The sequence below is a fragment of the Kocuria sp. CPCC 205231 genome, from assembly GCF_040980965.1.
Taxonomy (GTDB): domain Bacteria; phylum Actinomycetota; class Actinomycetes; order Actinomycetales; family Micrococcaceae; genus Kocuria; species Kocuria rosea.
On sequence record NZ_JAVKPP010000023.1, the window covers coordinates 1 to 12,767 of the forward strand.

17 protein-coding genes are annotated in these 12,767 nt (G+C 65.6%); 9 read left to right on the forward strand and 8 right to left on the reverse strand.

Annotated features, from left to right (window positions below):
• A partial coding sequence (locus RF640_RS17285) for a helix-turn-helix domain-containing protein (protein ID WP_368828461.1) occupies positions 1-654 on the forward strand: 654 nt, incomplete at its 5' end.
• 63 nt (positions 655-717) lie between these two features.
• On the opposite strand, the gene RF640_RS17290 is transcribed toward RF640_RS17285, so the two are convergent.
• The 4 genes from RF640_RS17290 to RF640_RS17305 all read right to left on the reverse strand — a co-directional run bounded on the left by RF640_RS17290 (position 718) and on the right by RF640_RS17305 (position 2,641).
• On the reverse strand, positions 718-969 hold the full coding sequence (locus RF640_RS17290; RefSeq protein WP_368828462.1) for a hypothetical protein: 252 nt from the start codon (positions 967-969) through the stop codon (positions 718-720).
• 235 nt (positions 970-1,204) lie between these two features.
• Positions 1,205-1,402 (reverse strand): antitoxin VbhA family protein, encoded by a 198-nt coding sequence (locus RF640_RS17295; RefSeq protein ID WP_047804767.1) that lies wholly within the window; start codon positions 1,400-1,402, stop codon positions 1,205-1,207.
• A 340-nt stretch (positions 1,403-1,742) separates the two neighbouring features.
• Positions 1,743-2,318 carry a hypothetical protein gene (locus tag RF640_RS17300; protein ID WP_368828463.1) on the reverse strand — a complete coding sequence of 192 codons (576 nt, stop codon included), beginning with the start codon at positions 2,316-2,318 and terminating at the stop codon, positions 1,743-1,745.
• Positions 2,315-2,641, reverse strand: a complete 327-nt coding sequence (locus tag RF640_RS17305; protein ID WP_368828464.1) for a type II toxin-antitoxin system Phd/YefM family antitoxin — start codon at positions 2,639-2,641, stop codon at positions 2,315-2,317. The genes RF640_RS17300 and RF640_RS17305 overlap by 4 nt, the downstream gene beginning before the upstream one ends.
• Positions 2,642-2,839: 198 nt before the next feature.
• Here RF640_RS17305 and RF640_RS17310 point away from each other — a divergent pair, with 198 nt between their 5' ends.
• Together RF640_RS17310 and RF640_RS17315 are read left to right on the forward strand one after the other, a co-directional pair.
• Positions 2,840-3,331 (forward strand): hypothetical protein, encoded by a 492-nt coding sequence (locus RF640_RS17310; RefSeq protein ID WP_368828465.1) that lies wholly within the window; start codon positions 2,840-2,842, stop codon positions 3,329-3,331.
• A complete protein-coding gene (locus tag RF640_RS17315) occupies positions 3,328-3,465 on the forward strand; it encodes a DUF4113 domain-containing protein (protein WP_368828466.1) in 138 nt (45 codons plus the stop codon). The genes RF640_RS17310 and RF640_RS17315 overlap by 4 nt, the downstream gene beginning before the upstream one ends.
• A gap of 1,309 nt (positions 3,466-4,774) precedes the next feature.
• Here RF640_RS17315 and RF640_RS17320 read toward each other — a convergent pair.
• Positions 4,775-5,689, reverse strand: coding sequence for a ketopantoate reductase family protein (locus RF640_RS17320; RefSeq protein ID WP_368828467.1), 915 nt, complete (start codon positions 5,687-5,689; stop codon positions 4,775-4,777).
• A 499-nt stretch (positions 5,690-6,188) separates the two neighbouring features.
• Between RF640_RS17320 and RF640_RS17325 the strand changes: the two genes are divergently transcribed.
• Both RF640_RS17325 and RF640_RS17330 read left to right on the forward strand, forming a co-directional pair.
• Positions 6,189-6,983, forward strand: coding sequence for a ParA family protein (locus RF640_RS17325; protein ID WP_368828468.1), 795 nt, complete (start codon positions 6,189-6,191; stop codon positions 6,981-6,983).
• Positions 6,983-7,363: a hypothetical protein gene (locus RF640_RS17330; protein ID WP_368828469.1), complete on the forward strand. Its 381-nt coding sequence runs from the start codon at positions 6,983-6,985 to the stop codon at positions 7,361-7,363. Before RF640_RS17325 ends, RF640_RS17330 begins: the two co-directional genes overlap by 1 nt.
• 132 nt (positions 7,364-7,495) lie before the next feature.
• Here the strand turns inward: RF640_RS17330 and RF640_RS17335 are convergent, their stop codons facing one another.
• Positions 7,496-7,702: a cold-shock protein gene (locus RF640_RS17335; protein WP_047804773.1), complete on the reverse strand. Its 207-nt coding sequence runs from the start codon at positions 7,700-7,702 to the stop codon at positions 7,496-7,498.
• 555 nt (positions 7,703-8,257) lie between these two features.
• On the opposite strand from RF640_RS17335, the gene RF640_RS17340 reads away from it, so the two are divergent.
• The 3 genes from RF640_RS17340 to RF640_RS17350 all read left to right on the forward strand — a co-directional run bounded on the left by RF640_RS17340 (position 8,258) and on the right by RF640_RS17350 (position 9,750).
• The gene (locus RF640_RS17340; RefSeq protein WP_368828471.1) at positions 8,258-8,827 is read left to right on the forward strand and encodes a hypothetical protein; all 570 of its coding nucleotides are present in this window, start codon (positions 8,258-8,260) and stop codon (positions 8,825-8,827) included.
• Positions 8,828-9,043: 216 nt separating this feature from the next.
• On the forward strand, positions 9,044-9,403 hold the full coding sequence (locus RF640_RS17345) for a hypothetical protein (RefSeq protein WP_368828472.1): 360 nt from the start codon (positions 9,044-9,046) through the stop codon (positions 9,401-9,403).
• The gene (locus tag RF640_RS17350) at positions 9,400-9,750 is read left to right on the forward strand and encodes a hypothetical protein (RefSeq protein ID WP_368828473.1); all 351 of its coding nucleotides are present in this window, start codon (positions 9,400-9,402) and stop codon (positions 9,748-9,750) included. Before RF640_RS17345 ends, RF640_RS17350 begins: the two co-directional genes overlap by 4 nt.
• A gap of 473 nt (positions 9,751-10,223) precedes the next feature.
• Here RF640_RS17350 and RF640_RS17355 read toward each other — a convergent pair whose 3' ends face one another.
• On the reverse strand, positions 10,224-10,553 hold the full coding sequence (locus tag RF640_RS17355) for an Lsr2 family protein (RefSeq protein WP_368828474.1): 330 nt from the start codon (positions 10,551-10,553) through the stop codon (positions 10,224-10,226).
• 352 nt (positions 10,554-10,905) lie between these two features.
• Positions 10,906-12,138 (reverse strand): hypothetical protein, encoded by a 1,233-nt coding sequence (locus RF640_RS17360; protein WP_368828475.1) that lies wholly within the window; start codon positions 12,136-12,138, stop codon positions 10,906-10,908.
• A 90-nt stretch (positions 12,139-12,228) separates the two neighbouring features.
• On the opposite strand from RF640_RS17360, the gene RF640_RS17365 reads away from it, so the two are divergent.
• On the forward strand, positions 12,229-12,744 hold the full coding sequence (locus RF640_RS17365) for a hypothetical protein (RefSeq protein WP_368828476.1): 516 nt from the start codon (positions 12,229-12,231) through the stop codon (positions 12,742-12,744).
• Positions 12,745-12,767: the final 23 nt, after the last annotated feature.

The following is a 12,767-nucleotide window of genomic DNA, read 5'->3' on the forward strand; positions in this document are numbered from 1 at the left end:
CACGCCCGCCAGGCCCGCACCGACCGTGCGGGGCAGCTGCGGGCCCAAGCAGTGCGGTTGCGGGCGGCAGGAGCGACCTACCGGGCCATCGCCGAGGCCGTGGGACGCACCGCCCGCACCGTGATGGCCTGGCTGAAGAACGCGCCCATCTACGACACCATGCGGGAAGGTGAAGTTCTCCAAGCAACAGGTATTGGTTCCGGTCCCACGGTGTGCCCCACCCCCTCCCCTAGCCTGGAAGTGCCCCCCGGACCTGCCAAGAAAGAGGATGCCCCCGTGACGAGTGAACCCGCCTACCAGTGGCCCAAAGGCGTCCTGCCTGGAGAACCAGACCCCGACTTCCGGGACCGGCTCCTCACCGAGCACCGCGGCCTCACCCTCTGGGTGCCCCTGGACTACCTGGAGGATCACCCCACTGGCTCCGGATACTGGTCCTTCACGACCGCCTCCGACTACTGGGAGACAGTCAAGGACGGACCGTTCCACGGCTCTACGCTGGGTGGGCGAGAACTGCACGTCACTGAAGTGGGGGCCCGGGTCGGCGAACTCCACGGACTGCGCTTCCCACACCTGACCGCCGTCTCCTACGAAGTCACTCGAATCGCCGGTGAGACGTGCTGGTCAGCACGGTTCCCCGGCTACATCGTCCACTGAAGCGCGTGCCCGGGACCACTGTGGCAGTGCTCCCAGTGATTGTCTGACCGTTAGCTGGGCCGGTCAGGAACGCGTCCGAAGGCGGTCTAGTGCGGGAGCGAGGATCACCGCGAACATTTCCTGCAACGCAGCGAGGTCGTGATCCTCGGCCGCGGCCCGGGAGGCGGCATCGTTGACCGCCCCGGTGAACTGGGTCCAGTCCAGCCACCAGTCGGCGGCTGTGGCCGGACGATCGAAGACGAAACCCGCCGAGGGGGTGGTCAACGACACCGGTAGGAACGGCTGCGCTCCCGGGATCGTTATGCGCAGCTCCACGGCAGCGCAGCTGCCCCGCCCAGAGAAGGTTGTCCTGGAACAAGAGACGGTGAATGGTTTGCAGCTTGGCCAGATCTCGGGTGGGTGCCGGTGGGTGGTGGAACAGCTGCCGGATGTGGGCCGTCACCGGGTCAGCTTCCGCAGTGGCGAGCTCTGTGGTGGTGCAGGCGCCGATCAGGTCGGTCAGGATCTTGGTGTGTGGGTCCAGATGCGGGTCACGGTGCGGGTTGGGACCTTACTCAAGGCCGTAGCGGGCGCGGGTGCGCCGAACCAGCTCCTCGACCTCGAGCCCACCGGCGGCGAAATGATCCAGCTCCGCCCGGGTCGCCGCAGTGACGTGAAGTCCTTCCATGGCTGCGCTGTGCACCACGGAGGCCACCTGTCGTGCCCGGTCCACCTCGAGAGCCGGCGGCAGAATGTGCTGCTGAGCCATGGAACCTCCCCGATCAGTGTGTCGCGCCGCGCCATGCACAACTGTCTCCCACTCCCCCCATACTTTTGCGTGCCTCGCCGGTCCGAGAAGATGCAGGAGTGTTGATCTGCCGGTGGCCGTCGTGATCGTTGCCCCGGTCATCGATGATCCGGTGGTGTCGACGGCACTTGGCCTGGTGGTCACGGATCGCTGAGAGAGGTCGGATCTTCACAGGGTCTTCCTCATGTGGAGGCTGGGTATGGCCGCCTCCCGGTCGGCCGGTGCCCGAGGGTCCCCCACCGCCTGGCCCGGCCCTGGTCGATGTTCCAGCTCTTTATCGCGCTAGGGCACACGGGAAGGCTCACCGCGGGGTGGACCAGTACGCCTCGAGCCGGGCCATGGCGTCTTCGGGAGTCATTACGGCGACCTCTTGAGCGTTCAGTCCGACCTGGGTGATGAGGCGGCGGGCGAGCCAGTCCGGGACGGGTTCCACCGGGACCGGTTCGGGGGTGGCCTCGAGGTCCGCGAAGAGGCGGCCCATGGACTTCAACACCGTGGTGAGAGCGGTTGCCTGGGGTGAGGTGCCCAGGGCGGCGACTCGGGCGGTCATCTCCTGGTAGACCTCATCATCGGATCGGGCGCCGGCGGCCCAGACCTCGGCGACATCGATCACGGTGGCCCCGACGGTGTCGGTGGTCGTTCGCCACACGATGCGCCAGTCGCGGTCGCCGACCACTAGTTTGCGGAAGCCGATGAGGTCTCCCAGTAGTGGTTCGCCGGCCTCGACGGAGCGCTCCAGCAGGAGCATTTTCTTGAAGGCCCAGCGCACGATCTGGGGGTCCTTGCGGTGCAGCCGGTGCAGGTCGGCGATGGCGTCTTCGGTGAGTCGGACTACCGCCCGTGGAGCATCCGGGGTGGAGGGCCCGGGTGTGCTCACGGCTTGCCGGCGGCCAGGTCGGCGTCCAGTTCTGCCTCCAGCTGGGCCCGGTCCAGGCCGAAGGCGGTCAGTGCTTCATCCAAGGAGCCGCGTACTCCGCTGTCGGTGGCAGCTCGCACGATGACTAGGGCCGCATCGCGCAGGTCTCCCTCCAGGGTGCGCAGCTGCTCCAATTGGCGGGCGCTCACAACGGCGGCCACGGTTTTGCCGTGGCGGGACACCACGACCTCCTCCCCTGCCTCGGCGTCTTTGATCAGGCCGGCCACACCGCGCTGGGAGGCCTCGGTGACCGAGATGGGATGGGAGAGATCCAGAAGAGACATACTCAAAGTATACATTTTTCTGTGTAGTTCAGGGGCTGGTGAAAATGGCCACCGAGGCCGTCCAGAAGATCCTGCCCGCGCATGGAGGCATGATTTAGGGCCAGATCCCGGGCGGGCACGGGAACCGACTCATAGTTCGGTCGCTGCTAACCGAGGTCTGGAATCGAGGCCATCACCCAGCTGCGTGATGCCGACCCGGTGGCCATCCGGGACAAGTTCTCCGTGGTGCAGCTGCGCACCGTCCTGGAGCTCAATGGCTTCCCCGCTATCCCGGTGGAGGACGAGGTGGCGACCAAGCAGCAGATCCTGGTCTCCCGGTCGTTACCGGACCCGATTCACGACCCGGAGATCGTCGGGGCGGCGGTGGCCGAGTTTGCCCAACGTGCCTCCCGCCGGCTGCGGAAGGAAGGCGAGGTCACCGGGCGCTTCGTGGTGTTCGCCAGCACCTCCCCGCACCGGCCCGGACCCGAGCACAGCGTCTCCGCGCACGTGCGCCTGGCCGTGCCCACCAGCGAACCCACTCCCCTGGTGGCCGCGGCCCGCGCGGCCCTGGTGCCTAAGCTCATGCACGGGATGCAGTACATGCGCGCCGGCATTCTCTGCACGGACCTCGCCCCCGACGGAGCCGTTTCCGTCCTGCCTGAAGTACTCGAACAGCCCACTCACTTGGGGAGCTTATCGAGGCGGTGATCGAGCGCTTCGGAACCGGCACCCTGGCGCTGGGCCGGCTTGGCGCCCGCTCCCCCGCCCCCTGGCGAAACCGGCAAGCTGACCTGTCACCCGGGTATACGACCGACTGGGCGGAACTACGCACCGTCAGCTGACCCAAGACACAGGAGGGGCTGCCGCACGTTTCCTCGGCCCGGAGGGCCTCCGAAACGCTTGCCAAAGAGGAGGTTGGGGCGCCTCAGCGTCCATCCGGTGACTCGCCCACCAGTATCGCCGTACCGCGGTGGTAATAGTAGGAATAGTACTTATAGAATTTCTATGCTGCGTAATTCCTGGTTCATTGAGCCGAAGCAATCGGCTATGGGCCATACACATCCGGCTCGGTGTCCATGCTGGCCTCTCATCCTGCGATGTGTGACTGCTTCCCCTCGGCCGCCCACATGGTGGAGCCCCTGCCTGACCCAAGCCCTCCTCGCGTCACAGGGCCGTCCCGCCGACGAAATCGAGGTCCATCTGGTGGCCTCGTTTTGAGGATGCTGGACTCGAAGTCCCCTGGTCCTTGGGCTGCAACATGGACGAGCCTCGCTAGTGGGTCATGGGAACTATTCGTATTTATAGTACTAAAAGAGCTAAAATCGGTCCGGCAGCCGGTCCGCCCAGATGCGCATGCCATGAAGACTCGCCGTAGAGCGGCACGTCTAGGTGCAGGGTGCTTGTTCGTTCACAGGGCGGCAACGTTTCGAAGTTGGGGATTCTTCATGTCGTAAGGACAAGGGTTCATCGGGGCTTCCCCGTCAGTGCGACCAAGAGGTAGTGGCTCATCTCATTGTGGCCGACCTAGTTGAGTAAAGGACGTAAGTCGTGAGTACCGGCCGAACGTGGCGAAGAAGATCAGTGCCATGGACTTTTCCAGATCCTGGGCCCTGACGAGAGATAGGGCAGCGGGACGCTCGTGGCCGGCCTTCCGCCAAAATGAGATGAACGCGGGCCGCAGACAGAGGCTACTGATGGTGTCATTGGCACACCACAGGGTGTCGCACGCGAAGCAACTTACGCAGTGAAGCGTGCAGCTCTACCTACCATTCTTTTAGTAGTTTTAGTGGCTTTAACGGGAACGGTACTAAACCTAGTAATAGTACGAATAGTGGTGGAGAGTGCGCCGGGGATGAGTCGTGCAGACCTTTCCTGTCATGCCTTGAACTTGTCCCTTGATGCCAGTCAGTGGCAGTAGCCACGCCAGGCCATGGTGGGGCCCACAGCGTAGTCAATCTAGGAAAGGAAGCTGGCCTCTTTTACTACTAATAGTACTAACAGTAGTGTTAGAGGTTTTAGTGGTGTTGCCGCGCGGCCGTTCTTTGAGGGAGAAGTTTGGTGGGCACCTGCGTGGTCGAGAAGTAGAAAAAATGAGTAGTTCTCAGTGATAACAACCTCTAGCTGCCACAGAAGGTCGGTCCTGGAACTGTCTCAGACGGTGGCGTGGTCGTGGGCGCGCAGCTGGATCAGGGCCAGGGCGGTGAGCGGAATGTCCACCCCGAGACCGGCGGCGGTGGCGACGAAGGCCCCCAGTAGGTGCTCGCCCTCATGGGGCAGTCCGGCGGTGACGTCGCGGTAGAGGGAAGAGGTGAACCCTGAACCTGGTGTGCTGAGCATGCCCACCATGGCATCGTGCTCAGGCCCGGGCATCGGATGGCCGGCGGCCGCGGCGACCTGCTCGGTCTCGGCGATGACAGCGCGGATGAAGCGTTCCCCGTCGGGGGCGGCCACGATGTCCCCGATGGGGGCCCGCATTAGGCAGGTGATAACCCCGGCGGCGGTGATGAACGCCCACTTGTGCCACATGGCGCCCACTACGTCCTCGGCGATCGAGGCCTCCATCCCGGACACGGACAGCTCCCGGTGGATACGGCGGATCCGGTCGGTGACCCGCCCGGACAGGGCACCGAGGGTGAGGGTGGCGATCGGGTGCATTTGATGAATCGCCCCGTCGTCGGCCACGGTGGCTACCACCTTCACAATCCCGCCCAGCACCCGGGCCGGTCCGAAGCGGTCGGTGAGCGCCTGCAGGTGGGCCATGCCATTGAGGAAGGGCAAGACCATCGTCTCCGGGCCCATGGCGGGGGCGATCTGGTCAATCACGTCTGGCAGGGCACCGGCCTTGACCGCCACGATCACCAGATCGTAGGTGCCCTCCAGGGCCTCGGCAGTGACGGTGGCCACCGGGACTGTCTCCTCACCACCAGGCCCGACCAGGCGCAGGCCGTCTCGGAGCTGCTCGGCGCGGCGAGGGCGGACCAGGAGGGTGACGTCGCGCTCGGCCTGGATCAGGCGGGCCCCAAAGTAGCCGCCGGTGGCACCGGCTCCAGCGATCAGGATTCTCATCAGTTCAGTCCTTTCGATCCTGCCCGAGGAGGGCTTCGTCGATCCGGTCCCGGAAGAGTGGCTTCTTGTCCTTGGCGAGTGTACGGAGCTTGAGGCGTGGTCCAGGTGCGATGGACTGTACCGCGGATCCTTTACCCCTAATAGTACTTTCAGTGGTTATTTCCGGTGCCGCGCTTGGGTGCAATGCTTCCCAGCCGACACGACCGAGCTCACGGCGGGATGGCAAGAATTAGTGCGCCCGTTGCGAGATCTGTCAGGCCCGGCCGGGAAGGGCGTCCTCTGGTCGGGCGAGTCAGGTAGGACTTCATGGAGGCCAACCTCCTTCTTCAGACGACGCTTCCTCGGACAGTGTGGAACGGCATCGCAGATGTGTCGGGGGCTGTGAAGATCGACGGGTCATGGAAGAGAGATCGGCCTGCGGGGCTTCTGTCAGGCATGTCAGCAGGTAGACGAGCGACCGCCCCTAACAGTACTGTTACTCCTATTGGAGGTTATATCTATGACGACGCGCATCCTCGCTCTGTGCAACCAGAAGGGCGGCGTGGGTAAATCCACGACCACCTTCCACCTCGCTCGAGCTGCCATCACCGCCGGTCAACGGGTGCTAGTGGTCGACCTGGACCCGCAGGGCAACCTGACCAGTGTCGCGGCCGCCGAACCGGTGGCCGAGGACCAAGTGGGACTGGCAGATGTGCTCAGCTCTCGCGCTGAGGAGACTGCACGAGATGTGATCGTGTCCGGGGTGTGGGAGGGCCTGGACGTGCTGCCGACCACGGGGGAGACCCTCGGGTTCGTCCGTGACGAACTAGTAGTTGCCGGCGCCGGACGCGAGGGCCGGCTGCGTGAGGTCCTGACCGAGGTCGCGACTGACTACGACCTGATCCTCATCGACTGCGCCCCCAGCCTGGACCAGCTGACCATCAACGGGCTCACCGCCGCCGATGCGGCCGTGGTGGTCACCCAGTCAAAGCTGTGGAGCGCTAATGGGCTGGCGCACCTGCTGACCACGATCGACAACGTGCGCCGCTACTACAACCCGGGCCTGTCCGTGGCCGGGATCATCGTCAACCAGCACGAGGAGCACACCGTGGCCGGCCGGCACTGGCGCCAGGAGCTCCAAGAGGCCGCCACTGCCCGCTCTTTGACCGTGCTTACCCCGCCGGTGCCCAAGCGGGCCGCGATCGCCGATGCCACCGAGGCCGCCCGCGGCCTGGACGAGTGGGGCACCAGCGAAGCCACCACGCTGGCTGGGATCTACGCCGACTACCTCACCACCTTGGAAGGAGTCCGCTGATGGGACGGCCCGCACCGCGCAAGTCCAGCCTGGCCGGGCGCACCCCGGTCACCCCACCGTCGGCCGACCCCGCCCCGGCCGACCTGGCTCCTCCGATGGCGGCCCCGGCAGTCCAGGAACGGCCGGCCGCTGTCGCGCCGGAGAAGAAGAGCAAGTACCCGCCGAAGGTCTCCTTCTACCAGGACCCGGCCGACACGGCCCGGGTGCGCGGGGCTATCTTGCACACCCAGGTGGCCGAAGGCACCCGATCGCTCTCGGACTTCATCAATAACGCCGTAATGGCCGAGGTGCACCGCCTGGAAGCCAAGTACAACGGGGGTCAGCCCTTCCCCGGTGTCGGTGCCCGGGGCCTGCCCCAAGGCCGCCCCCTGGGACGCTAACGCGTCCGGGAAGATGGTGGGCCACAAAGGAACCGCCACCCAGCCCGAGGGCTGGATGGCGATTCTTTGCAGCGGTGCTCCGGCCGCTGACTCAGGCCACCGCGGCTCCTCGTGCGGGGCCCCGCGGTCGTGTCAGGAAATGACGGTGATGTTCGCCGCCTGCAGGCCCTTGGGGCCCTGCTGGACCTCGAACTGAACCCGCTGGTTTTCCTCCAACGAGCGGAAGCCTCCGGAATTAATTGCGGAGAAGTGCGCGAACACGTCCGCGGACCCGTCTTCGGGGGAGATGAAGCCGAAGCCCTTCTCGGCGTTGAACCACTTGACCACACCAGTAGTCATATCCAGTACCTACTTCTGTTCTGCGAACTGTCGAGCCTCCCCGAGGTTCGGAGGGCTCGTGCACGTCCGGGACGTACGTCGTCCACCCTGGCAGAAAGGCCCGTCCTCGGACAGCTGCTGATCACATACGACGCATGAATCACCCGCCTTGGGGCTGTCGGTGATACCGCGCTGCCGACTGTGCTCAGCGGGTGGGTGGTCTCGGGCCGGCTCACCGGTCCTGTCCCAGGGGCCGCACCGCCAGCGGGGGAGGGTGGGGTCGGGGATGGATTCTCGCGTGTCTGGCACTGATGCCGGGGTGCTGGTGCGAGGAGGTCGGGAAGAGACCCCTTGCGGTGACTGCGGCGTACGTCCGCTACGGTGGGTTCTCGCCCCGGACGCGCGGCCGGCGGGTTGGCTCGGTGCCTGCTCCGTGCTCTCTGAGGGATGTGGTCATCGGCTGATCCACCCCGCTGCCCGGTCGCACACTTGGTGCCGTGCCCCGTTGCCGAGGAATCGTTGTGGTGGTGGCGGAGACTGGGCTCGTCCCCTCCCACCTCACCTTCAGGAGAACAGATGGCACCTGCTCACGCCACGATTCCGACCCGTCTGCTGCCGGCCACGTTGCGCCCCGTCCCGGCCACCACGGGCTACGTGCTGGGCGCCTACACCGCCGGCCAGGAGGCCTATCCCGGGGCGGATCCCGCCCAGTGCCTGGAACTGCTGCTGGAGGACACCGTGGTCGCGGTCGTCACCGAAGGCGACGGGGCCCCGGAGCAGCTCACGGTGCGGGGTGCGACCGAACAGGACCGCCAGGGGCGCGAGAAGCAGTTACAGGGGTGGATCGGGGACTTCACCCGGGCCGGGCTGAGCTACCAGGAGCTCATCGGCGGGCGTCTCTATGAGGTGGCCTACGACCGGGAGCTGGTGGCTATCGCGCTGTTGGCCGAAGCGGAGCTCACCGCGATCCTCACCCAGGAGCCCGACCGTTACTACGCCACCTCCCGGGCCGCGGTGGCGCGCCTTGACGTCCATCCCCTGGCAGGGTCCTCGGCGATGAGTGATGAGCAGATCCGCGATCAGTTGGCCGAGCACGGGGCCGGGGTCGTGTTCTGGTCCCCGGCCCAGCACGCCTGGGTCAGCTGAGCACCCCCAGGGGGGGGCGAGCTCGCTTCCGCCGGTACAGGCATCGCCTGCCTCGTCTCCGCATGGATTTCCTCGTCCCGCACCGCCTCCATCCGGGAGGTTGACAGGGCTGATCATGCGAGGCTGCGGCTGAAGATCTCCCTGACTGATCTGTCGGCGGATGTGGGGGTCATTGACTGCCCGAACCGGCAGGGTGGGCCGTTGACGCTGTCGGCGTTGAACGCGGCGGACACCGTGGTCTACGCCGCCACCGCCACCAGCGATGGCATCGACGGGGTGGACGGGGCCCGGCGCACGGTGGCCCAGTTCCGCCGGCACCGCCAGCAGCTGGGCGCCCCGGACACCCTGAACGAGGCCGGCATCGTCGTCGGTGGGGTGAAGGAAACAATCATGAGCCGGGCGGCGGTGGCCAGCCTCGAGGAGCTGCGCGCCACCGGGTTGTTCCTGGAGCCGTTGATCCCGGACCGGGCCATCGTCCAGGAGGTACGGATTTCGGGGGAGTGGTACGGCCAATACCGCAAGGGCGCCCGGATGCTGGAGGCCTATACGGCGATCGCGAAGAAGGTGCTGCGATGACCGAGCAGCCCGAGCGCCCCGCCTCACTGGCCCGCCGCCGGCCTCGCCCGGCACCGGATGAGCACATCGACCCGGTCGACTACACACCCCCACGCACCCCGACACCCCAGCCCGCGCCAGCGGCGGTGTCGTCTCCGCCGGCGCAAACGGCACCGGCGGCGCAGCCTGCGGTGGCCGCGCCGAAGCGTGGGCGGGGTCGGCCGCGCCGGGAACCCACGATCCAGCTCGGGGTGCGGGTGGCCCAGGATGTCTCTGATCTGATCGAGGAGCTCACCGAGCACGACGGCACCGCCCGTGCGGTGATCGAGAACGCCGTGCGCGCCTACGCCCAGCAGATCAACCGATAACACCCCTACCTCCGGCAGGGAAGGGGTGCCGGTCGCGGGCGGCTTTCCCATGGTCGGCGACGAAGGAACCCGGCTCACCGGTGCTGGTGGGCCGGGTTCTCTCCTTCTTTGGGCAGGCGGCGGGATGGGACGGGTGGTCCCGTTGGTCTTCGAACGACGCGGGTGCCCGCGCACCTGCGGTAAGGGGCCAGGGCCAACCCCCAGCAGGGCCCGTTGTCGGGGGCCGAAGGGACGACCAGCGCGGTCCAGGCTGGACGCGGGGCGTCCCGTGGCCACCGTTGCCGGGAATGGTCCGTCAGCCCGTCACCGGCTGCTTACCGTGCGGACACGGCCACGGTGAGGGGTCCCGGTGCTCGAGCCTTGCCCCGAGGTGTTTCCCGGTGATGTTGCGGCCGTGGCCGCCGGCATCAGATCCCGATGTCTTGGAGCACCTGGTCAGGCCCGAGGGGGTGTTCGGGTGGGGGGGTGGGGGTCTACTGGGCGGCGTAGTAGGCGTCCTTGACGGACTGGTGGATGCGGCCGCGGTCGGAGACCTGGTGGCCGTTCTCCTTCGCCCAGGCCCGGATCTTCGCCGTCTCCGGGTTACCACCAGTGGAGGAACGGGGCCCGGTGGTCCGGGCGGGCTTGCCCTGGGCCCGCCGGCCAGCGGCCGCGTAGGGGCGCAGGGCCTCCCGCAGCTTCTCCGCATTAGCGGTGGAGAGGTCGATCTCGTACTGCCGACCGTCCACGCCGAACTGGAGGGTTTCATCGGCGGGACCACCCTCGAGGTCGTCCTCCAGAATGATCTGCACGCTCTGAGCCATCACAACACCTTTCCCTTGATCTCATCTTGTCTTTCGTCAGAATGCGCCCACGAGCAGAAGCCTCGTCATCTACCTACTTCCCCGCATACCTTTTTGAGGGAAACTGAGGTGGTGCCGATTGTGCTGCACGGTTTCAGGCGCGGACTTACCCTACCGACACAGGGCGATCAACCTAAAACGCCTTTGAAAGTAGCGGGCGCGCCCACATAGAAATCATCGGCAACGACCGGCACCGCTGACCTCATCGCCCCTTGATATTTAGTGGTCATGCAGCCGTGAAATAGCCCCTGCGCCGACGTAGCAACGATGCTCCAGCTCTTTGCAGCGCATAAGCCTGAGGCTCACGCTGACTTCAGTACCCCGGGAAAGGCTCTCCTGCGGGCCAGGGGGAAGGGAGGCCAAAGAATTTCAGGGGCGGTGTGCGAGGCGCATCGTTCCGAATTTCGGTGCCGATTAAGGTGGCCTTGTTCCATATGGGGAGGGCCTCGAGCTCGTGGTGGGTGTCGGGGTGGACCCACAGGTTGGGTGTTTGGCTTCCTATGGAGTAGGGCTGTAGCTGATTCACCATCAGTACGCCAGCGACGTTCTGACGCCGCCATCCGGACGGGGAGCTCCAGTACCCATCCGGTGTCCTGACTGAATGGGGAATCGTCCGGCCGTCGGGCAATTCCTGGAGGGCCACGCTCGATTGTCCGTAGAGAGCGTTCATGACGTGGAAGTGATCGCTGTCGAACATGTAGGTGCCCAGTGCCACCACGAACGGGTAATCCAAGGTCCCATAGGCGGAGCCTTTCCGGGAAAGCGCGCGTTTGATCGACGGCGCCTCATCGATCACCCCGACAGATCTGCTGCCGAAGGCTCCAAGCGCCCGGAGGCCAGGTTCACCACGGGCCTCGGGGGACTTCGGCATGACCTCAAAATGGAGCCCCCACCCGTCGCGGGACCACTCGAGGGTGGGACGTCCCTCGTCATCCCAATCATCTTGAGCTTGTTGAGTGACTTCGTCCGGGTCCAAGGTCTCCAACCACTGCTCCAGTTCCCGGCGCAGGGGCTTGGCCGGTAGGGGGCGAGGCCCTTGTTCTCCGACGTTGACCCACAGGAAGAAGTTCGGGCTGTCGAGTTGGTCCAGGGCGTCGTACACCTGCTTGAGCCGGTTGCTGTCGGCCACTTTGGCGTCGCTGGGGGAGATGGAGCGGGCCTCCACATACATGCCGTGCCCGTCCTTGATGGCCAAGAAGTCCGGACGTCGTAAGGTGCCCTCCAGCACGGGGTGGGGTTCGACCCGGTATCCAGCTCGAAGGAAAGATTCGTGCAGGTACAGCTCCAGGAACGCTCCCTGGGACTGCCGGTCATCAGGTGACCTCAACCGATTAGTTAGATCAGCAAACGACTCACGGTCAAGGCGCGACGCCCAGTCCTCGATCAGCTGCCGCACCTGGTCCCAGTACGCTCCCTGGACCCGATTGAGGAACTGTGCACTGCTTTCTGCATGAGAGGCAGGGGAGGAATCCATGCGAACCATGTCGCCGAAAACTTGGGAGATTAGGTCGGGCTCCTTGCTGGAGGCGTGAGCATTGAGGTCCATGGTGCTGTCCTATCAGGCCACGCCGACAGCATCGATATGTCGGCGGCCGTTGTAAGGATCGGGTGGTGGGACAACCCATAGGATCACCTGATGGATTCCTACCTGGAGAAGTCCCCGAACGCCGGCCGGATGGGCAAGGCCGCGGAGTATCTGGTGGCTTCGTTCTGCATCCTGGTCAGTCAGGGCCAGCTGAATGTCTCCACGTCGATGGTCGACGACGAGGGCGTGGATCTGGTGTTCCATCAGCGCGGCGGGACCGCGACATTGGCGGTGCAGGTCAAGGCTCGGATGCTTTCCGGAACTGTGGCCGCACGTGGACGTTTCCAGGCGTTCGTGCGGTCCCAGACCTTCACGCCTCGCAGCGACCTGGCGCTGCTGTTCGTGGCAGTGGACGACGAGCACGGCCAGCTGCGCCAGGCATGGTTGGTGCCCAGTGACGAGTTCGACAAGCGCAAGGGCACGCCCACCGCGCAAGGGCGGTATCGCTTCTCTGCGTCTTTAAAGCCGGGAACGCAGGATCAGTGGTCGCCGTATCGCCTCGACCCGCTCGAGCTGCCCGTGGCGATCCTGCGGTCTCTGGACAGGCTGGAGGCCTCTGACCGGTAGATTCGATCGTGCCCCCAGTGCAG

Coding starts and splice junctions, on each gene's coding strand:
- RF640_RS17365 (WP_368828476.1), top strand. CDS start 12,229: ATGGATTCCTACCTGGAGAAGTCCCCGAACGCCGGCCGGATGGGCAAG.
- RF640_RS17355 (WP_368828474.1), bottom strand. CDS start 10,553: ATGGCTCAGAGCGTGCAGATCATTCTGGAGGACGACCTCGAGGGTGGT.
- RF640_RS17325 (WP_368828468.1), top strand. CDS start 6,189: ATGACGACGCGCATCCTCGCTCTGTGCAACCAGAAGGGCGGCGTGGGT.
- RF640_RS17295 (WP_047804767.1), bottom strand. CDS start 1,402: ATGGCTCAGCAGCACATTCTGCCGCCGGCTCTCGAGGTGGACCGGGCA.
- RF640_RS17305 (WP_368828464.1), bottom strand. CDS start 2,641: ATGTCTCTTCTGGATCTCTCCCATCCCATCTCGGTCACCGAGGCCTCC.
- RF640_RS17340 (WP_368828471.1), top strand. CDS start 8,258: ATGGCACCTGCTCACGCCACGATTCCGACCCGTCTGCTGCCGGCCACG.
- RF640_RS17360 (WP_368828475.1), bottom strand. CDS start 12,138: ATGGACCTCAATGCTCACGCCTCCAGCAAGGAGCCCGACCTAATCTCC.
- RF640_RS17350 (WP_368828473.1), top strand. CDS start 9,400: ATGACCGAGCAGCCCGAGCGCCCCGCCTCACTGGCCCGCCGCCGGCCT.
- RF640_RS17320 (WP_368828467.1), bottom strand. CDS start 5,689: ATGAGAATCCTGATCGCTGGAGCCGGTGCCACCGGCGGCTACTTTGGG.
- RF640_RS17330 (WP_368828469.1), top strand. CDS start 6,983: ATGGGACGGCCCGCACCGCGCAAGTCCAGCCTGGCCGGGCGCACCCCG.
- RF640_RS17335 (WP_047804773.1), bottom strand. CDS start 7,702: ATGACTACTGGTGTGGTCAAGTGGTTCAACGCCGAGAAGGGCTTCGGC.